General features: G+C 52.6%; 22 protein-coding genes and 2 tRNA genes. 11 read left to right on the top strand and 13 right to left on the bottom strand.

Annotated elements, in window-relative coordinates; translation table 11 throughout:
* Window positions 1-24: 24 nt before the first annotated feature.
* The 5 genes from nusA to IXC47_RS16160 all read right to left on the bottom strand — a co-directional run bounded on the left by nusA (window position 25) and on the right by IXC47_RS16160 (window position 5,158).
* A complete protein-coding gene (gene nusA, locus IXC47_RS16180; RefSeq protein WP_175626358.1) occupies window positions 25-1,584 on the bottom strand; it encodes a transcription termination factor NusA in 1,560 nt (519 codons plus the stop codon).
* Entirely contained in the window at window positions 1,581-2,066 is a 486-nt protein-coding gene (rimP, locus tag IXC47_RS16175; protein ID WP_124575364.1) for a ribosome maturation factor RimP, read from the bottom strand. The genes nusA and rimP overlap by 4 nt, the downstream gene beginning before the upstream one ends.
* A 302-nt stretch (window positions 2,067-2,368) precedes the next feature.
* The gene (gene rluB, locus IXC47_RS16170; protein WP_195876320.1) at window positions 2,369-3,979 is read right to left on the bottom strand and encodes a 23S rRNA pseudouridine(2605) synthase RluB; all 1,611 of its coding nucleotides are present in this window, start codon (window positions 3,977-3,979) and stop codon (window positions 2,369-2,371) included.
* Complete coding sequence (gene scpB / locus IXC47_RS16165) at window positions 3,957-4,916, bottom strand: SMC-Scp complex subunit ScpB (RefSeq protein WP_195876319.1); 960 nt, start codon at window positions 4,914-4,916, stop codon at window positions 3,957-3,959. The genes rluB and scpB overlap by 23 nt, the downstream gene beginning before the upstream one ends.
* A gap of 165 nt (window positions 4,917-5,081) precedes the next feature.
* A tRNA-Met gene (locus IXC47_RS16160) sits at window positions 5,082-5,158 on the bottom strand.
* A 141-nt stretch (window positions 5,159-5,299) separates the two neighbouring features.
* Between IXC47_RS16160 and IXC47_RS16155 the strand changes: the two genes are divergently transcribed.
* Complete coding sequence (locus IXC47_RS16155) at window positions 5,300-5,887, top strand: NUDIX hydrolase (protein WP_195876318.1); 588 nt, start codon at window positions 5,300-5,302, stop codon at window positions 5,885-5,887.
* An 83-nt stretch (window positions 5,888-5,970) separates the two neighbouring features.
* Here the strand turns inward: IXC47_RS16155 and IXC47_RS16150 are convergent, their stop codons facing one another.
* Complete coding sequence (locus IXC47_RS16150) at window positions 5,971-7,173, bottom strand: ammonium transporter (protein ID WP_195876317.1); 1,203 nt, start codon at window positions 7,171-7,173, stop codon at window positions 5,971-5,973.
* A gap of 181 nt (window positions 7,174-7,354) precedes the next feature.
* Between IXC47_RS16150 and aat the strand changes: the two genes are divergently transcribed.
* From aat to IXC47_RS16135, 3 genes are all read left to right on the top strand, one after another.
* Entirely contained in the window at window positions 7,355-8,089 is a 735-nt protein-coding gene (gene aat, locus IXC47_RS16145) for a leucyl/phenylalanyl-tRNA--protein transferase (protein ID WP_195876316.1), read from the top strand.
* Window positions 8,090-8,199: 110 nt separating this feature from the next.
* Window positions 8,200-8,949: an arginyltransferase gene (locus tag IXC47_RS16140; protein ID WP_195876315.1), complete on the top strand. Its 750-nt coding sequence runs from the start codon at window positions 8,200-8,202 to the stop codon at window positions 8,947-8,949.
* Window positions 8,950-9,029: 80 nt separating this feature from the next.
* Window positions 9,030-10,067, top strand: a complete 1,038-nt coding sequence (locus IXC47_RS16135; RefSeq protein ID WP_195876314.1) for a quinone-dependent dihydroorotate dehydrogenase — start codon at window positions 9,030-9,032, stop codon at window positions 10,065-10,067.
* Window positions 10,068-10,165: 98 nt separating this feature from the next.
* On the opposite strand, the gene clpA is transcribed toward IXC47_RS16135, so the two are convergent.
* Together clpA and clpS are read right to left on the bottom strand one after the other, a co-directional pair.
* Window positions 10,166-12,469, bottom strand: coding sequence for an ATP-dependent Clp protease ATP-binding subunit ClpA (clpA, locus tag IXC47_RS16130; protein ID WP_175626350.1), 2,304 nt, complete (start codon window positions 12,467-12,469; stop codon window positions 10,166-10,168).
* The gene (gene clpS, locus IXC47_RS16125; protein WP_011871837.1) at window positions 12,466-12,774 is read right to left on the bottom strand and encodes an ATP-dependent Clp protease adapter ClpS; all 309 of its coding nucleotides are present in this window, start codon (window positions 12,772-12,774) and stop codon (window positions 12,466-12,468) included. The genes clpA and clpS overlap by 4 nt, the downstream gene beginning before the upstream one ends.
* Before the next feature lie 335 nt (window positions 12,775-13,109).
* Between clpS and cspE the strand changes: the two genes are divergently transcribed.
* The 3 genes from cspE to IXC47_RS16110 all read left to right on the top strand — a co-directional run bounded on the left by cspE (window position 13,110) and on the right by IXC47_RS16110 (window position 14,762).
* Window positions 13,110-13,313 carry a transcription antiterminator/RNA stability regulator CspE gene (gene cspE / locus IXC47_RS16120; RefSeq protein ID WP_009665919.1) on the top strand — a complete coding sequence of 68 codons (204 nt, stop codon included), beginning with the start codon at window positions 13,110-13,112 and terminating at the stop codon, window positions 13,311-13,313.
* A 323-nt stretch (window positions 13,314-13,636) separates the two neighbouring features.
* Window positions 13,637-14,200, top strand: coding sequence for a pseudouridine synthase (locus tag IXC47_RS16115; RefSeq protein WP_195876313.1), 564 nt, complete (start codon window positions 13,637-13,639; stop codon window positions 14,198-14,200).
* Window positions 14,201-14,306: 106 nt separating this feature from the next.
* Window positions 14,307-14,762: a DUF192 domain-containing protein gene (locus IXC47_RS16110; protein ID WP_175626348.1), complete on the top strand. Its 456-nt coding sequence runs from the start codon at window positions 14,307-14,309 to the stop codon at window positions 14,760-14,762.
* 95 nt (window positions 14,763-14,857) lie between these two features.
* On the opposite strand, the gene rpsT is transcribed toward IXC47_RS16110, so the two are convergent.
* Complete coding sequence (gene rpsT, locus IXC47_RS16105) at window positions 14,858-15,121, bottom strand: 30S ribosomal protein S20 (RefSeq protein WP_012080371.1); 264 nt, start codon at window positions 15,119-15,121, stop codon at window positions 14,858-14,860.
* A 328-nt stretch (window positions 15,122-15,449) separates the two neighbouring features.
* On the opposite strand from rpsT, the gene murJ reads away from it, so the two are divergent.
* Both murJ and IXC47_RS16095 read left to right on the top strand, forming a co-directional pair.
* A complete protein-coding gene (murJ, locus tag IXC47_RS16100; RefSeq protein WP_195876312.1) occupies window positions 15,450-17,000 on the top strand; it encodes a murein biosynthesis integral membrane protein MurJ in 1,551 nt (516 codons plus the stop codon).
* A gap of 69 nt (window positions 17,001-17,069) precedes the next feature.
* Entirely contained in the window at window positions 17,070-17,909 is an 840-nt protein-coding gene (locus IXC47_RS16095) for a SirB1 family protein (RefSeq protein ID WP_175626346.1), read from the top strand.
* Between the two features lie 61 nt (window positions 17,910-17,970).
* Here IXC47_RS16095 and IXC47_RS16090 read toward each other — a convergent pair whose 3' ends face one another.
* The gene (locus IXC47_RS16090; RefSeq protein WP_195876311.1) at window positions 17,971-19,875 is read right to left on the bottom strand and encodes an ATP-binding cassette domain-containing protein; all 1,905 of its coding nucleotides are present in this window, start codon (window positions 19,873-19,875) and stop codon (window positions 17,971-17,973) included.
* A gap of 161 nt (window positions 19,876-20,036) precedes the next feature.
* Here IXC47_RS16090 and IXC47_RS16085 point away from each other — a divergent pair.
* Window positions 20,037-20,111: transfer RNA gene (locus IXC47_RS16085), tRNA-Arg, on the top strand.
* Window positions 20,112-20,566: 455 nt separating this feature from the next.
* Window positions 20,567-21,001 carry a hypothetical protein gene (locus IXC47_RS16080; RefSeq protein WP_175626344.1) on the top strand — a complete coding sequence of 145 codons (435 nt, stop codon included), beginning with the start codon at window positions 20,567-20,569 and terminating at the stop codon, window positions 20,999-21,001.
* Between the two features lie 66 nt (window positions 21,002-21,067).
* Here IXC47_RS16080 and IXC47_RS16075 read toward each other — a convergent pair whose 3' ends face one another.
* The 3 genes from IXC47_RS16075 to IXC47_RS16065 all read right to left on the bottom strand — a co-directional run bounded on the left by IXC47_RS16075 (window position 21,068) and on the right by IXC47_RS16065 (window position 24,207).
* Window positions 21,068-21,409 carry a DUF6176 family protein gene (locus IXC47_RS16075; RefSeq protein WP_195876310.1) on the bottom strand — a complete coding sequence of 114 codons (342 nt, stop codon included), beginning with the start codon at window positions 21,407-21,409 and terminating at the stop codon, window positions 21,068-21,070.
* Entirely contained in the window at window positions 21,409-22,038 is a 630-nt protein-coding gene (locus IXC47_RS16070; RefSeq protein WP_195876309.1) for a pyridoxamine 5'-phosphate oxidase family protein, read from the bottom strand. The genes IXC47_RS16075 and IXC47_RS16070 overlap by 1 nt, the downstream gene beginning before the upstream one ends.
* Window positions 22,039-22,257: 219 nt before the next feature.
* Complete coding sequence (locus tag IXC47_RS16065) at window positions 22,258-24,207, bottom strand: family 2A encapsulin nanocompartment cargo protein cysteine desulfurase (RefSeq protein WP_195876308.1); 1,950 nt, start codon at window positions 24,205-24,207, stop codon at window positions 22,258-22,260.
* Window positions 24,208-24,215 lie beyond the last annotated feature (8 nt).

The following is a 24,215-nucleotide window of genomic DNA, read 5'->3' as shown; positions in this document are numbered from 1 at the left end:
TAGATGAAATTCAAGCTTCGGGGATTACTTCGCTTCCGCGAGGCTCCATACCTTGGCTTGCAGCGCCTTGGCGTGGTCATCGTATTTAGCATCGATGAGCTTCATCTCTTCGTCAGTTACATCTTTAAATTCATCTTCAATCAGTTGACGCGCACGGTCTGTCGGTAATGCCAGAATCGCGCCAAATTCGTCATAGGCCAGGGCCGAGAATGCTGCCAGCGTTTTGACACCAGCCAAACCAAGTTTGCCTGCCATCACGCGATCCATACCTTCCAGATTCGCCAGCGCATCTTCCATGCCTTCCAGACCCTCTTCGGAAGCAATCGCTTCTGTTACCAGTGCATCACGTGCGCGGTTGCGCAGTTCGTTGACGGTATCTTCGTCGAACGATTCGATGTCCAGCATTTCGCTGATAGGTACGTAAGCAATTTCTTCCAGGCTCGCAAAACCTTCATCCACCAGGATGTCAGCAACTTCCTGATCAACGTCCAGTTTTTCCATGAACAGCGCACGAATCGCAGCTGTTTCCAGTTGCGATTTATCAGCCGATTCTTCCGCTGTCATGATGTTGATTTGCCAGCCGGTCAATTCCGAAGCCAGGCGTACGTTTTGACCGCCGCGACCGATAGCGATCGCCAGGTTTTCTTCGTCGACCACGACGTCCATTGCGTGCTTTTCTTCATCCACAACGATGGACGAAACGTTGGCCGGAGCCAGCGCACCAATGACGAACTGCGCCGGATCTTCCGACCACAAGACGATATCTACACGTTCGCCGCCGAGTTCACCGGTGACAGCCTGAACACGGGAACCGCGCATACCAACGCAGGTACCGATAGGGTCGATACGCTTGTCATTGGTGAATACTGCAATCTTGGCGCGGACACCTGCATCACGTGCAGCCGATTTGATTTCCAGCAGGCCTTGTTCGATTTCCGGAACTTCCAGTTCGAACAATTTCATGATGAATTCCGGCGCGGTGCGCGACAGGATCACTTGTGGACCACGTGCATTGCGATCTATGCGCAGGATGTAGGCACGGACGCGATCACCGATACGCAGGTTCTCTTTAGGAATCGTTTGGTCACGTGGCAGACGTGCTTCGATACGACCGGATTCAACGATCGCGTCGCCGCGTTCCATACGCTTGATGGTGCCGGTAACCAGCGAATCACCACGCTCCAGGAAGTCTGCCAGGATTTGTTCGCGCTCTGCATCACGGATGCGTTGCAATACCACTTGTTTGGTATCTTGCGCGAAACGACGACCGAATTCGACCGATTCAATCGGCTCTTCAATATAGTCATCCACTTCGATATCGCCGATTTGTTCTTTGGCTTCGAAATGCAGGATTTCCTGATCAGGCAATTGCAGACCCGCTTCATCAGGCACGACGTGCCAGCGACGGAAGGATTCGAATTCGCCGCTTTCGCGATCGATGGATACACGGATGTCGACATCGCCTTCATAGCGCTTCTTGGTCGCTTGCGCGAGCGCGTGTTCCAAGGCTCCGAAAACGATATCCTTATCGACGTTTTTTTCGCGCGCTAGCGCATCAACCAACAATAAAATTTCGCGACTCATGCTTTGCGACTCCTAAAATTCACTTGTGGCACTAAATGTGCCTTGTCTACATCAGCGAGCGTAAATTCGAGCTTCGCCGGCCCATCGTTTCCTTCAAATTCCAACGCGAGTGTCTCGCCTACCGGTTCCTGCAAAATGCCCTGGAACGATTTGCGATTCGCCGCATTCGGCATCGGCATACGCAATTTGACGAGTGCTTCAGCACCGGCAAAACGCACATAATCCGACAACTTCTTCAGCGGCCTGTCGAGACCGGGTGACGACACTTCCAGGCGCTCATAATTGGCGTTTTCAACCGTCAATACATGCAACAACTGGTGCGTTACCTTTTCGCAGTCCTCTACCGTGATCGAGCCTTTATCCGCATCTTCCGGGGTAAAGTCGATAAACACGCGCACCAGACCGCGGGCTGCCTGTTCAAAATTGACCAGTTCATAGCCCATGCCAACCACGGTTTTTTCAATGAGTGCCGACAACTGCAAAAGAATTCTCCGAATAACGTCAATCACGACCAGGTCGAAATTGAATACAACAATGCAAACTGTTTAACAAAAAAAAAATGGGCATCTGCCCATCTTTTTTATCATTCTGACCACCGAATTCAATGCCAAAAACATAATTTTTTGGCTGGCGACCTTCGTTAACTGCCGAATTATAGTCGATTAGCTGGTGCACCGCAATGTTGGAATCCCCGCGGCGCCCCATCGGACAGCTAACAAATCAGTCTTTTTTAAATCCGGCTCGTCAAACGACGTGCCATGGAACGAGACAAAAAGTAAATTAATTACACTTTGGAGCGACGACGCTGGCCGCCTTGTGGGCCATTGCCACCACGGCCGGGACCGTTACCACCGCCCGGACCACGATGCGGTCCGTTGCCACGACGCGGCTGGCCCATGCCTGGAAAACCCAACGATGTTTGTAATGGATCTGGCTGGCGGCTACGTTGCTGCCCCTGGCGGTTAGGCTTGCCTGGATTTTGTCCTTGTGTACGGCCCTGCCCTGCGTTCTGTCCGGCACCCTGCCACTGACCTGGGCCACGTGACTGACCGAGTCCGGCTTCGTTGCGCGGCGCACGGTTACCGTTTACGCGCTCACCGCTATTGCCGGAGCGCCCTTTATTGGATGAGCCTGCTTCACCTGCATTCTTGTCGAGACCACTGAGTGCGAGCAAACCGCGCACTGCGTGCTCTTCCATTTCTTCCCAGCGACCGCGCTTGAGGTTTTTCGGCAAGGTCAGCAAACCATAGCGAGTGCGGATCAGACGCGATACGGTCAGGCCGATCGCTTCAAACATACGACGCACTTCGCGGTTACGGCCTTCACCGATGGTCACGCGGTACCATTTATTGACGCCTTCACCACCGCCATCAGCGATTTTGGAGAATTGCGCCATGCCATCTTCCAGCTCAACGCCAGCCAGCAATTTCTGACGCATGCCTTCTTCCAGCTCACCCAGCGTACGCACTGCGTATTCACGATCGATGCCGTAACGTGGATGCATCAGGCGGTTCGCCAGATCACCGGAAGTAGTAAACAGCAGCAAACCTTCGGTATTGAAATCGAGACGACCAACGGCCAGCCATTTTGCCGCCTTCATCGAAGGCAGACGATCAAATACGGATGGGCGACCTTCCGGATCGTTCATGCTGACGATTTCACCGGCAGGCTTGTGATACACCAGTACGCGCGGCGGTTTCTTGCTTACTTTGCGCTGGATCAGCTTGCCATTAATACGCACCTGGTCGGTCGGCAAGATACGCTGACCGATATGGGCAGGCTCGCCATTGACCGAGACACGACCGGCAATAATCAATTCTTCCATATCACGACGCGAACCGAGACCGGCTTCTGCCAGTACTTTATGCAATTTCGGTGCATCGTCGTCCGCGGTCAAATCGCGGCGTACGGTTTTTTGTTCATGGCGACGTTTGCCACCAGCACTGTCTTCCGACGCCAGCGAGTCAAAATCATCCGAAGTAACAAAGGAAAATACGTCGTCGGCATTATCTGCCTTGCCATGTGGCTTGCCGCCACGTTGTGCGCCAGCGGACTTGCCGCGACCTTGCTGCTTGGCACCACCTTTTGCACCATGTGGGCGCTCGCCACGGCGATTAGCAGGACGTTCTTTACGCGCCTCATCAGAAACTGGCGCTGCGCCTTGCTCTGCATTTTGTGCAACTTCGACGCCATCTGCTTTTACGCCTGTTGACTCATTGGTTTCACGCGGCGTATTACGGGCGCGACGCAATGTACGCGGGCCGCGCAAACCACGTTTTACGGGTTTCGTACCACTGCCTTCTGCCGCAGCAGGAGCCTGCTCACCGGCATGCTCAGATGGAGACGCATCATGACCAGATGCATCAGAAGTATTATTTTTCGTTGGGCGATTCATTATTCAATTCTTGGTTGTGCTCACTCGGGTCGTCAACGACCGTCAAGTCAGGCGCTGCTGCGTCGGTAGGAATAACTGCTTCGGATTCCGAAGGATTCAATTCTGTTGGTTCTGTTACCGCTTCCTCAGCGCCTTCTGCCTGCTCTGCGGCGACAGTTTCGACTTCTTCAGCATCGGTTACTTCAGCTTCGACTGTTTCAGTAGCAACTGATTCAATCTCTGCTGTATCTATATCAGCCTCAGCCACGACCTCGGTCGCGACGGCTTCCGCTGTCACTTCTGTAGCGACTTCAGCGTTGGCGGCATCAGCACCAGCGAAATCGATCGCGGTCTGATCCAGATGTTCTTGCAATTCTGCTTCCAGCCCTTGCATCTCGAGCAAGGCACTACCTTGCATATCGCCCTTCTCTACTTGCTGCAGAGGCGGCAATTGATCCAGCGAAGTCAGGCCGAGATCATCAAGGAAATGTTTGGTTGTCGCAAACAAGGCCGGGCGACCAGGTACGTCGCGATGACCGATGGATTCTATCCAGCCACGGTCTTCCAGCATCTTGATGGTTTGCGAATTGACCGTGACACCACGGATTTCTTCAATATCGCCGCGCGTAACCGGCTGGCGATAGGTAATGATGGCCAACGTCTCCAGTGTCGCACGCGAATACTTCGGCGGCTTTTCAGGATTCAGACGCTCCAGATAGATCTTCATCTCCGGACGGCTCTGGAAGCGCCAGCCAGTCGACAGACTGACTACTTCGATGCCCTTATCTATCCAGTCGTCACGCAACTCTTCAAGCATTTGCTTGATTTCATCTGTGCCTATCTGTCCGTCAGTCTCGCCCGTTTCGACAAAAAGCTTCTTCATGTCGTTTATGGACAGGGGCTCGTGAGCGCAAAGTAGCGCTGTTTCGAGGACCTTCTTCGCCTCAGCAATATTCATTTACGATATTTACGACTGTTTAGTTGCAATGTGCAGAAATTATATTCAACGACAATCATCTTTGGAATCGATTGTCCGGTTAGAGAACCAGTTGATACTGCTATCCGACGCCCGTTTTAGAGGAGATGTAATGATGGGCGGGATTTGATAAGACTTGTAAGACTTTGGTTGCGGGGGCAGGATTTGAACCTACGACCTTCGGGTTATGAGCCCGACGAGCTGCCAGACTGCTCCACCCCGCGTCTGAAGATATGAATTATATAGGGTATCGCCGAGCAAAGCAATCTTAATTGCAGCTTCTTTATGCAGTGATACACTGCTCACCTTGTAATCATGTCTGCAATGATCCGGATAACCAGGCTTTTCAACGATTTGTAATCCTTATGAAATTTTGTTCCGAGTGCGCGCACCCAGTAACCTTATTGATTCCCGAGGGTGACAACCGTCCACGTTATGTATGCAGCAGTTGCGGCACCATCCATTACCAGAACCCCAAGATGGTATTAGGCTCCATCCCGGTCTGGGATGAAGACGGTGACATGCGCATACTGTTATGCAAGCGCGCGATCGAACCACGCCTCGGTTACTGGACGCTCCCGGCCGGCTTCATGGAAAACAATGAAACCACCAGCAACGCTGCAATCCGCGAAACCACAGAGGAAGCTGGCGCAAATATCCACCTGCATGAATTGTTTTCTTTATTGAATGTGCCGCATGTACATCAGGTGCATATGTTTTACCGCGCCACGCTGCTCGACCTGAATTTCGAAGCGGGAATTGAAAGCCTGGAAGTCAAATTATTCGCGCCGGAAGATATCCCATGGGAAGACATCGCCTTCCCTACCGTGCACCACACCCTGCAATTTTTCCTGCAGGATTATGCCAACCGTAAGAATGGCGGCTCTTATGGTTTCCACACGATGGACATACTGAAACCCATGTTGAGTCCGGAAGCATTTACTCATACATGATTGATTTCGCGCGCAAACAAAAATGGCGACTCACACTAAATGAGTCGCCATTTTCTTAACGATGATTTTTATTCCCTGCTTCATCACCAATACGTTTCGCGCTCCGGTGTCGCACTGACATTATGTATCGACAAATCAGCACCATTGAATTCCTGCTCCGGATCAAGGCGTATGCCTACCGTCATTTTCAACGCGCCATAAATCAGGAAGCCACCAGCCAGTGCAATCGAAATACCCAGGCCGGTTCCGATCAGTTGCGACATGAAGGAAACGCCACCCAGGCCGCCCAGTGATTTCAAACCAAAGATACCAGCTGCCAGACCACCCCATGCGCCGCACAAGCCATGCAAAGGCCAGACACCCAACACATCATCGATCTTCCATTTATTTTGTGTCAGCGCAAAAGCCCAGACAAAAATAAAACCAGCGATAGCGCCTGTTATCAAGGCACCCAGCGGATGCATCACGTTAGAACCTGCGCATACAGCGACCAGACCCGCCAATGGTCCGTTGTGCACATAGCCCGGATCGTTTTTACCAGCCAGGAATGCAGCCAACGTACCGCCCACCATCGCCATTAATGAGTTCACTGCAACCAGGCCATTCATCTGCTCCATGGTCTGCGCACTCATCACATTGAAACCAAACCAGCCCACTGTCAGTATCCATGCGCCCAGCGCGAGGAAAGGAATGCTGGACGGTGGATGCGCAGCGATCGTGCCTTCCTTGGTATAACGTCCGCGACGCGCACCCAGCAGTAGCACTGCAGGCAAAGCGATCCAGCCACCCACCGCATGCACCACGATGGAACCGGCGAAATCATGGAAGTTGGCACCGAAAGTACTGTTCAGCCAGGCTTGTATGCCGAAGTGCTGATTCCATGCGATGCCTTCAAAAAATGGATACACCACACCAACGATTAAAGCGGTCGCCAATAACTGTGGATGGAAGCGCGCACGCTCAGCAATGCCGCCCGAAATAATCGCCGGGATCGCAGCGGCAAACGTCAGCAAGAAAAAGAATTTGACCAGTTCATATCCGTTACGCTCAGTCAGCACTTCGGCACTGCCAAAAAAGCTCACGCCATACGCAATGCTGTAACCAACAAAAAAATAGGCGATGGTCGAAACAGCAAAATCGACTAATATTTTGACCAAAGCATTGACCTGGTTTTTCTTGCGCACTGTCCCCAGCTCAAGAAAAGCAAAACCGGCGTGCATAGCCAGGACCATGACAGCACCGAGCATGATGAATAATGCGTCTGTGCCGTGTTTGAGTGCATCCATGCAAAAATCTCCCAATATGTGTGCGTAGCGGATAATCGAACGCACCATAAAAGCAAAAATCGTTCCATTTTGGTGATTTTTATAAAGCATTGATTTTTAAAGATAATATTTACTTACCCCAAAGAAACACGGATAACGCACCAAAAATGAACGAAGCAATGAGCCAAAACAGGGAAGCCGCATGATTCCATGGCTGGAAGCGGATGATCCGTTCCCGAATGTTTCCAGCGCCTTAACGGAAGCAGATGGCGCAGCTGGCTTACTGGCGGCGGGTGCCGACCTGTCCCCGGGGCGTTTGCTGGAGGCTTATCGCAACGGGATTTTCCCGTGGTTCTCGGAAGGCCAGCCCATACTTTGGTGGAGCACAGACCCGCGCATGGTCTTGTTCGTCAAAGACTTCAAGATCTCACACAGCCTTAAAAAGAAACTCAAACAAATCCAGCGCAGCATCAACAGTCACGATGGCCGTTGGGAAATCCGCTTCGATCACGCATTTGAAGAAGTCATGCGTGCTTGCGCGGAGCCACGTGATGGCGAAGGCGGCACCTGGATCTCTGATGAAATCGTTGCCGGTTATGTCGGTCTGCATAAGCTGGGTTATGCACATTCATCCGAACTGTGGCTGGAAGGGAAACTGGTCGGTGGCGCTTACGGCGTCAGCATAGGACATATGTTCTATGGCGAGTCCATGTTTGCACGGGTACCCGATGCATCCAAGATTGCATTGAGCTACCTCGTACACTTCCTGGGTAAGCATGGGGTTTCGATGATAGACTGCCAGCAAGAGACCGCGCATTTGGCCTCGTTGGGTGCAGCACCGATCGCACGTACGGAATTTATTTCACGCTTGCGCCAGGTTGCAGGCGGCCCGCAAATAAAAGATTGGCAGCCAATTGCATTGTTTCCGAACTCCTGAAGTATTATTGTTAGAACAGCTGTCTGATATTGATTTAGCCGACGAAGTCGCGAACTCGGAACTTACGAATTCGGAACGCGCGAATTCGGAACTTAACTAAGTACGCAATCATGACGCACCCTAAGGAATTACCGTTCTCCACGCTCCAGTTCTACGCAACTGCACCCTACCCGTGCAGCTATCTGGATGGACGGCAGGCGCGCTCACAAGTCGCCACTCCTTCCCACCTGATCAACGCTGACGTTTATTCCGAACTGGTCAAGAACGGTTTCCGTCGTAGCGGCATCTTCACCTATCGCCCCTACTGTGACGGCTGCCAGGCTTGCACCCCAGTGCGCATCAAAGTCGCGGAATTCGTACCGAACCGCAGCCAACGCCGCGCGCAGACCAAACATAGTGATTTGCAAACGTCCGTCACCAAGCTGACCTATCTGGCCGAACACTACGACCTGTATCTGCGCTATCAGACCGCACGGCATGCTGGTGGCGGCATGGACCAGGACAGCCGCGAGCAATACGCGCAGTTCCTGTTGCAAAGCAAAGTCAACACACGCCTGGTGGAATTCCGCGAAGACGACGGCACGCTACGCATGGTCAGCATCATCGACGTGCTGGACGACGGTTTGTCGTCGGTCTACACCTTCTACGATCCGGCACCACAAAACGCTTCCTACGGCACCTACAACATCCTGTGGCAAATCGCCCAGGCGCAGGCGCTGCAGATGCCCTACATCTATCTGGGCTACTGGATCAAGGAAAGCCCGAAAATGTCCTATAAAACCAATTTCCAGCCGCTGGAAGCCTTGCAACAAGGCGAATGGGTCCCGCTTCCGCTCGTCGATCCCTCGTCCACGCGGTAAAATACAGGGTTCGCAAATCAGCTGCTCGCATGCCTGCGCCCAGTTGACCAGCCCTTTGATCTACCAACCTGATCCTTACCGTGTCCGACAAACTTCTCTACGCCCTCGCGCGCCCTTTCCTGTTCGCCATCGATCCGGAAGCCGCCCACAACCTGACCCTGCCAGCACTGCGCCGCGCCGCTGCACTGGGCCTGACTTCGTCCATCGTCAAACCAGCGCACGATCCACGTACCGTAATGGGCATCACTTTTCCGAATCCAGTCGGCCTGGCTGCTGGCCTGGACAAGGACGGCACCTATATCGATGGCCTGGCGACGCTGGGATTCGGTTCGATCGAAGTCGGCACCGTCACTCCACGCGCACAACCTGGCAACGCGATGCCACGCATGTTCCGCCTGCCGCAGGCAAACGCCATCATCAACCGCATGGGCTTCAACAATGGCGGCGCAGATGCTTTCGTTGCCAACGTCAGGGCTTCGAAGTTTTATCAAAACAAGGAAGGTGTACTTGGCCTGAACATCGGCAAGAACGCCGATACACCGATCGAGCGCGCAGTCGATGATTACCTGATCTGCCTGGAGAAGGTGTACCCATACGCCAGCTACGTGACGGTCAACATCTCATCGCCCAACACCAAAAACCTGCGTCAGTTGCAAGGAGCATCCGAACTGGACGCCTTGCTATCGCAACTGAAAGAAGCACAGCAACGCCTGTCCGACCAACACAAGCGCTACGTCCCGATTGCCTTGAAAATCGCACCTGATATGGAGCTGGAACAAATCCAGACGATCGCGCAAGCCTTGTTGCGTCACAAGATGGATGGCGTTATCGCGACGAATACAACCGTCAGCCGCGACGCGGTCAAGAATCTGAAACATGCCCAGGAAACCGGTGGCTTGTCCGGCGCGCCAGTATTCGAAGCGTCAAATAAAGTCATACGTGCACTCAAGAGCGAGCTCGGTGATGCGCTGCCTATCATAGGCGTAGGCGGCATCCTGTCAGGAAGCGATGCGCAAGCAAAGGTTGCCGCGGGCGCTTCCTTGGTTCAACTGTATACCGGCCTGATTTATCGTGGCCCGGCGCTGGTCAAGGAATGCGCCGCTGCCTTGCACGCCTGAGGACAGATCGCCTGATTTAAATCAGCGCATCCTCGCGCACAAAATTAAAAAGCCCGAACCACTGAGTGGTTCGGGCTTTTTTATCGTGCAAGCAGTGCTTATTCGACTTCGACTGTTTCCGGTGTTGCCGCCGGAGGAGCCGTATCACCTTCACTGAAGTCCAGCTTGATCTGATCGTTATCGTCCAGATCAACCGTGACCTTGCCACCAGTGACCAGGCGACCGAACAGCAACTCATCAGCCAGTGCTTTGCGTATCATGTCCTGGATCAGACGCGACATCGGACGTGCACCCATCAGCGGATCAAATCCTTTCTTCGCGAGGAAAGTACGCAGCTTCTCGGTGAAGATGGCTTCTACTTTCTTCTCGTGCAGTTGCTCTTCCAGCTGCATCAGGAATTTATCAACCACACGCAGGATGATTTCTTCATCCAGTGCACGGAAGCTGATGATGGCATCCAGGCGATTGCGGAATTCAGGCGTAAACATGCGCTTGATATCCGCCATCTCGTCGCCGGTTTCTTTCTTCTCGGTGAAACCGATAGTACGTTTCTGCAGGCTTTCAGCACCAGCATTCGTCGTCATGATGATGATCACATTGCGGAAATCCGCTTTACGACCATTGTTATCAGTCAGAGTGCCGTGATCCATCACTTGCAACAGGATATTGAAAATATCCGGATGTGCCTTTTCGATTTCATCCAGCAGCAAGACTGCATGCGGCTTCTTGGTAATCGCTTCGGTCAGCAAACCACCCTGATCGAAACCGACATAACCCGGCGGCGCACCGATCAGGCGGCTGACCGCATGACGTTCCATATACTCGGACATATCGAAACGAATCAGGTCTATGCCCATCAGGAAAGCCAGCTGTTTCGCTGCTTCGGTTTTACCGACACCGGTAGGACCGGAGAACAGGAAGGAGCCGATAGGCTTGTCTGCTTTACCCAGGCCAGCGCGTGCGACCTTGATCGCCGAACCCAACGCTTCCAACGCAGGATCCTGACCAAACACGACATTCTTCAGATCGCGCTCTATGGTCTGCAACTTGGATCGATCATCCTGATTGACCGTTTGCGCAGGAATACGCGCGATCTTGGAAATGATGTCCTCGATCTCGGATTTGCCGATGGTTTTCTTTTGCTTGGACTTCGGCAGGATGCGTTGTGCTGCACCCGCCTCATCGATCACGTCGATTGCCTTGTCCGGCAAGTGACGGTCGTTAATAAAGCGTGCTGCCAACTCAGCTGCTGAAGTCAGCGCCGAGGCCGAATACTTCACGCCATGATGTTCTTCGAAACGCGATTTCAAGCCACGCAGAATCTGTATGGTTTGTTCGACGGTAGGCTCGTTCACATCGATCTTTTGGAAACGACGTGACAAGGCATGGTCTTTTTCAAAGACACCGCGGAATTCGGTAAAGGTAGTCGCGCCTATGCATTTCAACTGACCATTCGACAAAGCCGGTTTCAGCAAGTTAGATGCGTCCAGCGTGCCGCCCGAAGCCGAACCCGCACCGATGATGGTGTGGATTTCGTCGATGAACAGGATGCCGTTAGGGTTATCTTTCAGTTGCTTGAGCACTGCTTTCAGGCGTTGCTCGAAGTCACCGCGATATTTGGTACCAGCCAGCAAAGCGCCCATGTCCAGTGAATAGACGACAGCGTTCTGCAAGACTTCAGGGACATCGCCTTGCGTGATGCGCCATGCCAAGCCTTCCGCAATTGCGGTTTTGCCGACACCAGCTTCACCTACCAGCAGCGGATTGTTTTTGCGACGACGGCACAAGGTTTGGATCACGCGCTCGACCTCGCCTTCGCGGCCGATCAGCGGATCGATCTTGCCTTCGCTCGCCATCTTGTTCAGATTTTGCGTGAACTGATCCAGCGCACTTTCTTTTTGCTGTCCTTCAGCCGACGGCGCATCCTCGGCACCTTCAGGTGCTTTTTGCGCATCGCTTTGTTGATCCTTGCGCACGCCGTGCGAAATGAAATTGACTACGTCGAGACGTGTCACACCTTGCTGGTGCAAGTAATAAACAGCGTGTGAATCTTTTTCGCCAAAGATGGCAACCAGCACGTTTGCGCCTGTCACTTCCTTCTTGCCGTTGGAAGCAGACTGGACATGCATGATCGCGCGTTGAATCACGCGTTGGAAACCAAGTGTAGGTTGGGTATCGACCTCAGCGGCGCCAGGCACCGTAGGCGTATTGTCGCCAATAAAATTGGTCAACGTTTTACGCAGGTCTTCAATATTGACCGCACAAGCACGCAGAACCTCGGCAGCTGATGGATTATCCAGCAGTGCAAGGAGCAAATGCTCGACGGTAATAAACTCATGACGCGCCTGTCTTGCTTCGACAAACGCCATATGCAAACTGACTTCTAATTCCTGCGCAATCATACTTCCTCCATCACGCACTGCAGGGGATGCCCCGCTTTTCGGGCGTGGTTCAAAACCAGCTCAACTTTCGTAGACGCGATATCTTTCGGATACACGCCACAAATACCTTTTCCGTCGCGGTGAACCATGAGCATGATTTGCGTTGCTGTCTCACGATCTTTACTAAAGTATTCCTGAAGAATCATCACGACGAATTCCATCGGCGTGTAGTCATCATTCAGCAATAACACCTGATACATAGACGGCGGCTTGAGTTTTTGCTCTTGCCGCATAAGGACCGTACCATCGTCATGCTTAATTGCCATAGGTCTATTCTAATACGTTCGACCGTGTGCACAATGCCCAGAAGAACAGAGAAACAAATTAATTTAATATTACGCGTTTTCTTCTGAATACGCAGATGACGATCAAACGTAAGAATTCAAGAGTCACCCACTTTCCCCCTGAAAATAAAGTTTTCCAGGCCTCACGAAAAGCGCTTGACTTTTGTATTTTTTGCGTAAAGAATGAATCTTATTGACATGCTTGACAACAATGGCTTGTCAATACGAAGTGAGCAGGTTTTAGGAGGGGCAACGTAAACGAGGCTTCTTTCTTTTGCGGCTCGTGTGATTAAGTCTATATTAGAAAGACGCTTTTTATGGCAACAGGTACCGTCAAGTGGTTCAACGACTCCAAAGGCTTCGGCTTTATCACCCCGGACGACGGCGGTGAGGATTTGTTTGCACACTTTTCCGCAATCCAAATGAACGGCTTCAAGACCCTCAAAGAAGGTCAGAAAGTTCAGTTCGAAGTCACGCAAGGCCCTAAAGGCAAGCAAGCTTCCAACATTCAAGCTCCTTAATTCTTAAGGACTTGCGAAAAACCCCGCTTCGGCGGGGTTTTTTATTGTCTTTTTATGACGATCTTTACGACGTTTTAACTTAATCGCAAGCGCTTTATCTCGCATATAACTGCGTAGCGACTTTCGCACGCAAAATCATTTCTCCCATATATATGGGATACAGTTGCAGCGCCGGTTTCACGCCGCGCGACAAATTTGCAACACTCCGAAAATATTTCTGCACCTTATTTCGTTGCGATATTTTTGCAATACTTTGATATCGCGTTCGACAAAATCTCTTTACCATCGCAATTCAGTCGTCACCACGTCACCGCAACTTCATCATGCCCCTGATTCTGTTTAACAAGCCCTTCCAGACCATGTGCCAGTTTTCGCCGCACCCTACGCGCAAATCACTGGCCGACCACATCGACATACCGGACATTTATCCTGCCGGACGACTGGATGCTGACAGCGAAGGCTTGTTGCTACTGACTGACGACGGCAAGCTGCAACACGCGATCAGCCACCCGGATAGAGAGCACACCAAAACTTATCTGGTACAGGTTGAAGGCATACCCGATAACGATGCACTGGAGCGCTTGCGCGCACCACTCGATCTCGGCGATTTCGTCACGCGCGCATGTGTAGTCAAACGCGTAGCAGAACCCGATTGGTTGTGGCCACGCAATCCGCCGATACGTGAGCGCGCCAACGCACCCACCAGTTGGCTGACCATCACACTGTCAGAAGGTAAAAACCGGCAAGTACGGCGTATGACAGGTGCGGTCGGTTATCCGACTTTGCGCCTGGTGCGCATTGCCATCGGACCGGTATCGCTGGAGAGCCATCCATTATGGCCGGGTGAATGGCGCGAGATTTCAGTCAAGGAACTAGGCCTGGGCTAAATCATCCAAGCAGAGTTCTCGTAGCAGACATGGCACGCGCTTTTCTCTTTTTCATTTACACTGCCCCACATCACCTCTTAGCTTTATTACTTACTCAATCCGCCCCATGAATAAATTCCTCAGCACTTGCGCGATCGCCATTGCGTGCGCGACCACCCTCGCCGCAAGCGTTAGCTACGCGCAGCAAGACAAAAAATTCCCAGTCATTTCATTAACCGCAGGGATGAATATCATCAAAGCCGAGGTCGCATCGAATGAAGCCGAACGTCAGCAAGGTTTGATGAACCGCGCCAGCATGGGACCAAATGAAGGCATGGTGTTCCTGTTCGGCGCACCGGCCGGCGTCTGCATGTGGATGAAAAATACCCTGATCCCCTTGTCCGTCGCCTTTATTGATGCCGACGGCAAGATCGTGAATATTGAAGATATGAAGCCGCAAACCCTGGATTCGCACTGCTCGAAAAAACCAGTGCCGTATGCACTGGAAATGAATGAAGGCTGGTTCAAGCACAAGAACCTGAAACCGGGCAGCGTCATAGAAGGCCTGCCTAAACTGCACTAATCAAGCAGACAAGCAAAAACCCCGCACGACCTGAATCGTGCGGGGTTTTTAATGTCTTGCTCAGTGCTGCGCCGGGGCGCAGCCGACAAAAACGATTAAGCCAGCGCTTTCAAAGCAGCTGCGAGGCGGCTTTTATGACGTGCTGCTTTGTTTTTGTGGATGATTTTCTTGTCAGCGATACGGTCGATGGTCGACACGGAAGCCAGGAAAACTTGCGCTGCAGCAGCTTTGTCGCCCGCTTCAATTGCCTTACGAACAGCTTTAACAGCTGTACGCAGCGTGGAACGCTGGCTGGAATTGTGAGCGTTTTGCTTAACTGCTTGACGAGCGCGTTTGCGTGCTTGTGCGGTATTTGCCATGAATATTATTTCCTAAAAACAGGTCTACGCGCATTCGCAAACACGCATGTTAGTGAGACAGAATTCTGTGAAGCTGCAGATTATAGCCGTATTTTCCTAATCAGGCAAATAGATGCTGACTCCCTTGCAAGATTGTTGCAAGCTGACTGCAATCGCGAAAATGTGTTTATTTAACAACATTTTTAAACGTGCTGGCTGGGATGCAGGAATATTAATAAATATCGCCGTGCACGGAATTATCCCATGCCGGCACGTACTAAGCGCTATCTCTTATATGCAGGCCTCCTATGCACCATCGTTTCACCTTGAACAGATATAATTCCGCTCCATGAACTTGCACAAAACGCTTGCGGCGGTCTCCGGCATGACGATGGTTTCTCGTGTGACAGGACTGATCCGCGAGATCCTGTTTGCCCGTGCATTTGGCGCATCCGCCTATACCGATGCGTTCAATATCGCATTCCGCATCCCCAACCTGCTGCGTCGCTTATTCGCTGAAGGTGCGTTTTCGCAGGCCTTCGTCCCCATCCTGGCGGAATACAAAAGCCAGAAAGGTGAAGAAGCAACCAAAAGCCTGGTTGACCATGTAGCAACAGTCCTGATCTGGACCATGCTGCTAACCTGCCTGATAGGCGTCATCGCCTCACCATTTATTGTTTACCTGATCGCGACCGGGCTGAAAGCCAAGTCCGAGATCTTCGACGCATCGGTCTGGATGACGCGCGTGATGTTCCCATACATCGGCTTCATGGCCTTTGTCGCGCTCAGTGGCGGCATCCTGAATACCTGGCGCGAATTCAAGATACCCGCGTTTACACCTGTTTTGCTGAATCTGTCCTTCATCGTGGCGACTCTGTTCCTCGCACCACATCTGGAACAGCCTATCTATGCAATGGCGATCGCCGTCATCGTCGGTGGCGTGTTGCAGATGGCGATCCAGATCCCTGCTCTGCTGAAGATAGGCATGCTACCGCGCATTTCGCGCAATCCTTTCGCCAGTCTCGGTGATGCCGGTGTGCGCAAGGTGCTGAGCAAAATGGGTCCCGCCGTATTTGCCGTTTCGGCCGCGCAGATCAGCCTGATGATTAATACCAATATCGCATCGCGCCTCGAAAGCGGCAGCGTGTCCTGGCTCTCCTATGCAGATCGCCTGATGGAATTCCCGACGGCACTGCTGGGTGTAGCACTGGGTACCATCCTGTTGCCTAGCCTGTCGAAAGCCAACTTCGAAGGCAATACCGAAGAATACTCATCCTTGTTGGACTGGGGCCTGCGCCTGACTTTCCTGCTGGCGCTGCCATGCGCGGTCGGCCTGGCCACCATCTCGGAACCGCTGACAGCGACACTCTTCCATTACGGCAAATTCAATGAACTGTCGGTCGAGATGACATCGCGCGCACTGGTCGCTTACGGTGTCGGCCTGATCGGCCTGATCCTGGTGAAAATCCTGGCGCCTGGCTTTTACGCACAGCAAAATATCAAAACCCCGGTCAAGATTGCCATCGGCGTACTGATTGCGACGCAATTGATGAACATGATCTTCGTGCCATGGATCGCCCATGCCGGCCTGGCGCTGTCGATCGGACTGGGTGCTTGCCTGAACGCAGGCTTCCTGTACTGGGGCCTGAAACGCCGCGGCATTTACAACGCCCTGCCCGGCTGGCGTACTTTCTTTATCCGCCTCAGCGGTGCACTCTTCCTGATGGCTGGCGTGGCGCTCTGGACCGCCGGTCAGTTCGACTGGGTAGCCCTGCATGCCACACCATTTATACGGATAGGCGCATTATTAATTGTCATGGCAGCGTGCGGAATCAGCTATTTCGGCGCATTATTAGCCATGGGATTTCGCTTTCGGGATTTCAAGCGCATCGCGCGTTAATCCACACTCATCGCCAGAGTCGGAACGAAGGTCTGCACAATCACGGCATCATCGCTATGATGGAGGCATATGACGATCCAATCTCTAGAGTATTTCTCCACGCTGGTGCAGCAGGACGACAGCATTCCCTTGTTCGAAGCTGCACTCGCCATTGCACAGGATGCCGAGCCGAATCTTGATTTGGCCGCATCGCAAGCGGAAGTCGATACGCTTGCTGTCAAACTGAAACAACGTTTGCCGGACGACGCATCGACACTGCAAAAACTGCGTATGCTGAATCATTATTTTTATAATGAGCTGGGCTTCAGCGGCAATGTCAACGATTACTACAACCCCGACAACAGTTATCTGCACCGCGTAATCGATACGCGACGCGGCATTCCGATCTCACTCGCCGTTCTGTATATGGAACTGGCGCAGCAAATCGATCTGGATGTACAAGGCATTTCCTTTCCCGGTCACTTCCTGATGAAACTGGCAGTGCAATCCGGCCAGGTTGTACTGGACCCATTCAACGGTGCCAGCCTGTCGCGCGAAGAATTGGAGGAACGGGTCGAGCCTTACATCATGCAGCAAGATTTCCCTGATGATTTCCAGCTCACCGCCTACCTCGATGCCGCCAGCCCGCGTGACATCCTGGTACGCATGTTGCGCAACCTGAAGACGCTCTTCATGCAGCAGGAACGCTGGCAACGTTTGCTGGAAGTACAGGAAAGACTGTTGATTTTATTGCCGCATGAAATTGCCGAGCGACGTGACAGAGGCATAGCCTACTTGCATCTGGAATGTCCGCTAGCAGCCTTGCAGGACCTGGAAGCCTATGTCAAACACCGGCCTTACGCGATGGATACGGCGGAACTGCGAGCGCAATTCCCGAAACTGCGTGACGACATCAGTCGCCTGAATTAAAACATCACAACACTGCTACTGCCTGTTGCCCATCGCGCGGACAACAGGCAGCTGAGCCTCATTAGCTACGCGCTTCGATGGCTTCCCACTTCTCCAGCGCTTCCAGCAACAAGCCATCAATTTCAGTAAAACGCTGATTCAGCCGTTTCACTTCATCCGGTTGCTGCGTGTACAGGCTGGCGTCGGCCAGTTTCTCGGTAATCGCTTTTTGTTCTTCTTCGAGTTTCGCGATCAAAGCTGGTAACGCTTCCATCTCGCGCTGTTCCTTGTAGCTCAGTTTCTTTTGCTTGGCAGCAGGCGCGGCGACCGGCGCTGCTTCCACTTTAACTTCAGCCTTGGCCACCGGCTTCGGTGCACCGGCCGGAATAGCAGCCGGACGCACACGTTCCCAGTCGCTATAGCCACCGATATATTCGCGCCACAAGCCATTGCCTTCCGCGACGATGACCTCAGTCACGACGTTATCTAGGAAGGTTCTATCGTGGCTGACCAGGAACACAGTGCCTTTGTAGTCTTCCAATAATTCTTCCAGCAACTCCAGCGTATCGATATCCAGATCGTTGGTCGGTTCATCCAGCACCAGCACATTGGCTGGTTTGGCGAACAAACGCGCCAGCAGCAAGCGGTTACGCTCACCGCCCGACAAAGACTTGACCGGCGAACGCGCACGTTCAGGTGCAAACAGGAAGTCGTTGAGGTAAGTCATCACGTGTTTACGCTGACCATTGATCTCCACCCAATCACTACCCGGCGCGATCGTATCGGCCAGGCTGGCGTCTTCATTCAATTGCGCGCGCATCTGATCGAAGTATGCAATCTGCAGCTTGGTACCTTGTTTGACGGTACCCGAGTCCGGCTCTTCCTCACCCAAAATCATTTTCAGCAAGGTAGTCTTGCCTGCACCGTTCAAACCGATCAGGCCTATCTTGTCACCACGCAGCAAAGTCGCACTGAAGTCGCGCACGATGACTTTGTCACCGTAGCTCTTGTTGATATTTTCCAGCTCGGCGACGATCTTGCCTGAACGATCACCGGACGACACGTCCAGCTTGACTTGCCCTTGCTGTTCACGACGCGCACTGCGCACCAGACGCAAAGCTTCCAGACGACGCACGCGACCTTCATCGCGGGTACGACGGGCTTGCACGCCTTTACGTATCCAGACCTCTTCCTGCGCCAGGAATTTATCGAACTTGGCGTTTTCAACTTCTTCGATTTCCAGTTGCTCTGCTTTACGCACCTGATAGGCACTGAAGTTACCCGGGAACGACAGCAAGCGACCGCGATCCAGTTCGATGATGCGGGTCGCCACGTTATCCAGGAAACTACGATCATGGGTGATGAACAAGACACTGCCTTTGAAATCGCGCAGCAAACCTTCCAGCCACATGATGGAAGTGAAATCCAGATGGTTGGTCGGCTCATCCAGCAGCAGCACGTCAGGCACGCTCACCAGCGCACAAGCCAGCGCCACGCGCTTTTGCATACCGCCGGACAACGTACCCATCAACGCATCTTTCACCAGATTCAGGCGGTCCAGCGTCGCTTCGACCTTATTCGTCAGGTTCCAGGCGTCCGCTGCGTCCAGCTTCAGCTGGATCTCATGCATGCGCTCCATCAGCGCATCATCGTTATCACCACCGAATTGGCCGGTCAGCGCATCGTACTCCGCCAGCAAAGCCTGCATATCGCCCATGCCCGACGCCACCGCATCGAACACCGACATCTCAGGCGAGAAATGCGGCTCCTGCTCAACGTAGGCAATCTTGATCCCTTGTTGCATGACAAACAAGCCATCGTCCAGCTTGGAACGACCAGCGATGATTTTCAGCAGTGAGGACTTACCGGTGCCGTTGCGACCGATCAAACCTACGCGTTCCGTGGTTTCAAGGGAAAACTCCGCGTGATCGAGCAAAGGGACGTGACCGAACGCGAGCTGCGCGTTCGAGAGTGAAATGACTGCCATAAATGCCTGAAGGTATAAGGTCTGCCGCGCGATTGCGGGCGACCAATTAAAAGAATGAAGACCGCATTGTACCGATAGCGGCAGCATTCCCGCTATTCTTTGCCATATCGTCAGCTATAATCGCGGTCGGAAGTGGCAAAGTGTTGCTCACTTTCAAGCGTCTCGCCGTAGTTCAATGGATAGAACGAGTGCCTCCTAAGCGCTAGATACAGGTTCGATTCCTGTCGGCGGGACCATAACACCGACGAAGATTCTTTGTTAATCAAAGACATACATGCAGATTGATCATGAAACTGTGAAACAAGTTGTGATACACGAATTCCGAATAGGGCTACATCGTGCAACTTCAACTTGGAAAATCACTAACAATTATGATCAAACATCTGTCACGCAGTGACGGCGTCTACCAGTTCACTAAACGCGTTCCCACGACCCCGCAAGAGACCTACAGAAAGAAGTTCACTAGGGTAAGTCGCGTACTACAGACATCCTGATTGCTACCAAGAAGGTCGAAGCGCTAGCACATAAATGAGATGTTGAATTCACACTTCAACTCAACGGGCACCGACAAACCAGCATCTGCGATGCAAGATGCTAAGGCTATCTTCTGTGGCTGACCTCTATCCTGCTATCCTCGCGTGAAGGTGATTGATACGCGGTATTTAATTAACTAAATGTGATCTGACAGGACATGGCTTACTACAGATATTCTGGACTTCAAAAAGGCGCTCTGATTACAGCAGCAGTTGTCCTTTGTGCATTTCAGATACTGCTCTGGGGCATTTTTTCGTCTATTGCTATCCAAACCTTACTGCGCAACCCTTCTATCTTACTAGGCATTCCGTTTTGGGCCATTGTTGTCGGAGGTGGCTATGGCTTAACCACTCTTGGTTTAATGGTGTTCTGGATAGAACGATATGCAGCGTTTGGAATTCCTTTGCATGTGCGTATCGGGATAATCGCTGGCGCAATGCTATCCATCTACTTGTTGATTGATTCTGTCTTTTCTGTCTTGGACCTTCGAAATCACTTAATGGCTCTTTTTGTCCCACTAGGTCCACTGACGCTGCTCCTGATATGTTTCTTCCTTATAACGCGGCTACGAAAAAAAATATCCGTTACATGACCATGCAAGCGATGAACCGACTGAATGTGCATTCGCAAGGCACAACTCGTAAAAGCACGAGAAATATTATGTATTGCTACGATCAAGATCAACCAGCAATTCCAATCGGGAGACTTTTTCCCATGTCGTCTTTTTAAAATTCTGATGATATAGATCAACGTCAGCCAATGATTTGACTGCGACTACCTCCGCCTTTTTCAAAGACGGCGCACGCATGTAGTAGACCAAGTAGTCAACGCCCTCAACCGTATCCAGAAAAACCGATTCGATCACGACACCCTCTGCCTCCAGCGTCCGCAAAGCTTCTTCCCTATGTGCTGCGATGTATGCAGCCCACTCACGCACCAGTGGCAGGCTATCCGGTTTGAGCCTGATACGAGCACAAACCACTTCATTCTTAGTATTCATCAGTAAATCGACGTCTTCAAACGCTGCGGCAAGTCCGCATCGTACTTCTCACCGTCTATCTCTGATCCACTCAGATCGCTCAAGATAGTACCGAGGCTAGGCAAAGAACTACGCTCTATCTGTTGCTCCGCTTTCCACAAACCAGAACGCAAGATCGCGCGTGAGCATTGGAAGAAGACGGCTTCGACTGCTATTTTTAAGACCGTGTGCGGCACCTTGCCCTCTATCGCAAAGCGTTCAAGCAAAGCAGGATCGTTGTGGATGCTGGCGCGACCATTGACCCTGACTGTTTCGCCTATGCCCGGGATCAGGAAGATGATTGCCACACGTGGGTCGCTGATGATGTTGCGCAGGCTGTCTATGCGATTGTTACCGCGACGATCCGGTAGCAACAATGTTTTCTCATCCTGTACATGGATGAACCCAGCCGGGTCACCGCGCGGCGATGCATCCAGCCCATCCGGGCCGCTGGTTGCCAGCACCGCAAATGGCGCAGCTTCGATGAAGGCCTGGTAATGCGGATGGATGTAGTCGATTTCTTTGCGTATCGAAGCAGCCATAGGCTGGCCGTATATACGCTCCAGTTCTGCGAGGTCTGAAATCTGATGTGCTTTGCTTGATCCGTCCAAGGATAGGCTCCTGAAGATATCGCTGTGATGGGAGAAAATGCCTGACGCTGCGTCGCTAAATATCAACGAGCTATGGACAGATGATAACGAAAATCAGGGAAAGCCGCGATGTACCGTCTCTGGAGGTCAGCGACCAATAAAAAAAGGCAGCTGAACCATCGACGAGATAAAACGCTATCTGCCGATAACCCAACTGCCATTCAGCACTGAAGCTGGAAACTATCTGGTCACCAGTGTGCGCTGCGATGCCAGTCGCGTTACCACTGCGACTAACCTGTCGATTTCATCATAGGTATTGTAGAAAGCCAGTGATGGTCGCACTGTCGTTTCCACCCCGAAGCGACGCAGGATCGGTTGTGCGCAATGATGTCCGGTACGTACTGCGATACCTTCATCGTTCAGCGCATGACCGACTTCTTCAGTGGTGTAGCCCTGCAACACAAAGGACATGACGCTGGCTTTGTCCGCTGCCGTACCTATCAGGCGCACGCCGGGGATGGCTCCCAGTTTTTGCATGCCGTAGACCAGTAACTCGTGTTCGTAGCGCGCAATGTTTTCAATACCAATTTTGTTGACGTAATCGATCGCCGCGCCCAGCCCAACCGCATCCGCGATGTTGCCGGTACCCGCTTCAAACTTGTTGGGTATAGGCTGGAATACGGTTTTTTCAAAGGTGACATCGGCAATCATGTTGCCGCCACCCTGCCATGGTGGCATGTCTTCCAATATTTCCCGTTTGCCCCAGACCACACCTATGCCGGTCGGACCAAATACCTTGTGTCCGGAGAATACAAAGAAGTCAGCTCCGATGTCCTGCACATCTACTCGCATGTGCGAAATCGATTGCGCGCCATCGACCAGAGCCTTGGCTCCGGCACGGTGTGCCAGTGCGACGATCTCTTTCACCGGGACCACGGTACCCAATGCGTTCGATACTTGCGTGACGGCGACAATTTTGGTTCTGTCGTTCAGCAGCTTTTGATATTCGGACAGAATGACCTGACCGTTATCATCGACCGGGATGACGCGCAGCTTCGCGCCTTTGGCCGCAGCGAGTTGTTGCCACGGTACGATGTTGGCGTGGTGCTCGAGATTACTGACGATGATTTCATCGCCCTCACCCACATGTTGCCCACCCCAGCTTTTCGCTACCAGGTTGATTGCTTCCGTCGTTCCACGCACGAAAATGACTTCATTCACATCCGGCGCATTGATGAAGTGTTTCACACGTTGTCGTGCACCTTCATAGGCATCGGTGGCGCGCGCTGCCAGCTCATGTGCGGCACGATGAATATTTGAATTTTCGTGTTCGTAGAAGTAAGCGATACGGTCTATGACAGATTGCGGTTTGTGCGTGGTCGCGGCATTGTCAAACCAGACTAGTTGTCTACCGTTGACACGTTCCTGCAAGATCGGAAAGTCCCGGCGCACTGCATGTACATCAAATGCAGGATGAAGACTCTGATCTGCTTGCGGAATGCCTATCGCTTGCGTACCACCATGTGGATGTGCTTTCGCTGGCGTGACGTAACCACTAGGTAAGACGACTGAATCAACGAAGTAGTACTTAGGCTCGGTTGAAGGCTGAGTGACTGGCACAGCAGCTTGCGATTTCGGTATGTCACTGACGACTGGCGCAGCAAAAGGCTGCTGCGCCAGCTGATCAAGGATGTCTACTGACCCAGTACCGTTATCGCGTTCGCCTGCCACAGCTTGTCCTTGCTGCAGGAAGTAGTACGGTGCTGCGCTGTCATCAGGTGCCGCTTGCGGCACCCCGAGTACCGCTCCGCCCAGACGTGGTTCATACGCTGGCAAGGTGCTGATCACCGTATCCGGCACACCGTTAGGTGCGCTCGCATGTGGCAATAATGCAGGCGCGCGATTAGCCAATGATGGCAATTGCGCAGGCGAAGCAGGCAACAAGTTAGTGCCCGGGATCTGCCCTTGCGGGATAGGCGTACCCGGCACCGACGGCCCCAGGCCTGCCGGACTGGCGAGTGGCGAACCTGGCGGTGCGAGATTGAGCGGGGCCTGTACACCAGGCAGGGGTGGCGTACCCTGATTCGGCAAAGCCGAAAAGAAGGCGCTCGCCATCCGCGCCAGCACGGCCGGATCTATAGGCGCTTCACCGCCAGGCGGAAGTTGCGCAGGAAGGGATGTGTTACTCATGGTCGCGA

Source organism: Herminiimonas contaminans (genome assembly GCF_015645465.1).
Lineage (GTDB): Bacteria > Pseudomonadota > Gammaproteobacteria > Burkholderiales > Burkholderiaceae_D > Oxalicibacterium > Oxalicibacterium contaminans.
Note: the sequence above shows the minus strand (reverse complement) of the source record. Positions and strands in the feature narration are given on the sequence as shown.

Excerpts from the sequence above, each read along its gene's own strand:
- nusA (WP_175626358.1), bottom strand. The coding sequence starts at position 1,584 with ATGAGTCGCGAAATTTTATTGTTGGTTGATGCGCTAGCGCGCGAAAAA.
- rluB (WP_195876320.1), bottom strand. The coding sequence starts at position 3,979 with ATGAATCGCCCAACGAAAAATAATACTTCTGATGCATCTGGTCATGAT.
- scpB (WP_195876319.1), bottom strand. The coding sequence starts at position 4,916 with ATGAATATTGCTGAGGCGAAGAAGGTCCTCGAAACAGCGCTACTTTGC.
- IXC47_RS16155 (WP_195876318.1), top strand. The coding sequence starts at position 5,300 with ATGAAATTTTGTTCCGAGTGCGCGCACCCAGTAACCTTATTGATTCCC.
- IXC47_RS16150 (WP_195876317.1), bottom strand. The coding sequence starts at position 7,173 with ATGGATGCACTCAAACACGGCACAGACGCATTATTCATCATGCTCGGT.
- aat (WP_195876316.1), top strand. The coding sequence starts at position 7,355 with ATGATTCCATGGCTGGAAGCGGATGATCCGTTCCCGAATGTTTCCAGC.
- IXC47_RS16140 (WP_195876315.1), top strand. The coding sequence starts at position 8,200 with ATGACGCACCCTAAGGAATTACCGTTCTCCACGCTCCAGTTCTACGCA.
- clpA (WP_175626350.1), bottom strand. The coding sequence starts at position 12,469 with ATGATTGCGCAGGAATTAGAAGTCAGTTTGCATATGGCGTTTGTCGAA.
- clpS (WP_011871837.1), bottom strand. The coding sequence starts at position 12,774 with ATGGCAATTAAGCATGACGATGGTACGGTCCTTATGCGGCAAGAGCAA.
- cspE (WP_009665919.1), top strand. The coding sequence starts at position 13,110 with ATGGCAACAGGTACCGTCAAGTGGTTCAACGACTCCAAAGGCTTCGGC.
- IXC47_RS16115 (WP_195876313.1), top strand. The coding sequence starts at position 13,637 with ATGCCCCTGATTCTGTTTAACAAGCCCTTCCAGACCATGTGCCAGTTT.
- IXC47_RS16110 (WP_175626348.1), top strand. The coding sequence starts at position 14,307 with ATGAATAAATTCCTCAGCACTTGCGCGATCGCCATTGCGTGCGCGACC.
- rpsT (WP_012080371.1), bottom strand. The coding sequence starts at position 15,121 with ATGGCAAATACCGCACAAGCACGCAAACGCGCTCGTCAAGCAGTTAAG.
- murJ (WP_195876312.1), top strand. The coding sequence starts at position 15,450 with ATGAACTTGCACAAAACGCTTGCGGCGGTCTCCGGCATGACGATGGTT.
- IXC47_RS16095 (WP_175626346.1), top strand. The coding sequence starts at position 17,070 with ATGACGATCCAATCTCTAGAGTATTTCTCCACGCTGGTGCAGCAGGAC.
- IXC47_RS16090 (WP_195876311.1), bottom strand. The coding sequence starts at position 19,875 with ATGGCAGTCATTTCACTCTCGAACGCGCAGCTCGCGTTCGGTCACGTC.
- IXC47_RS16080 (WP_175626344.1), top strand. The coding sequence starts at position 20,567 with ATGGCTTACTACAGATATTCTGGACTTCAAAAAGGCGCTCTGATTACA.
- IXC47_RS16075 (WP_195876310.1), bottom strand. The coding sequence starts at position 21,409 with ATGAATACTAAGAATGAAGTGGTTTGTGCTCGTATCAGGCTCAAACCG.
- IXC47_RS16065 (WP_195876308.1), bottom strand. The coding sequence starts at position 24,207 with ATGAGTAACACATCCCTTCCTGCGCAACTTCCGCCTGGCGGTGAAGCG.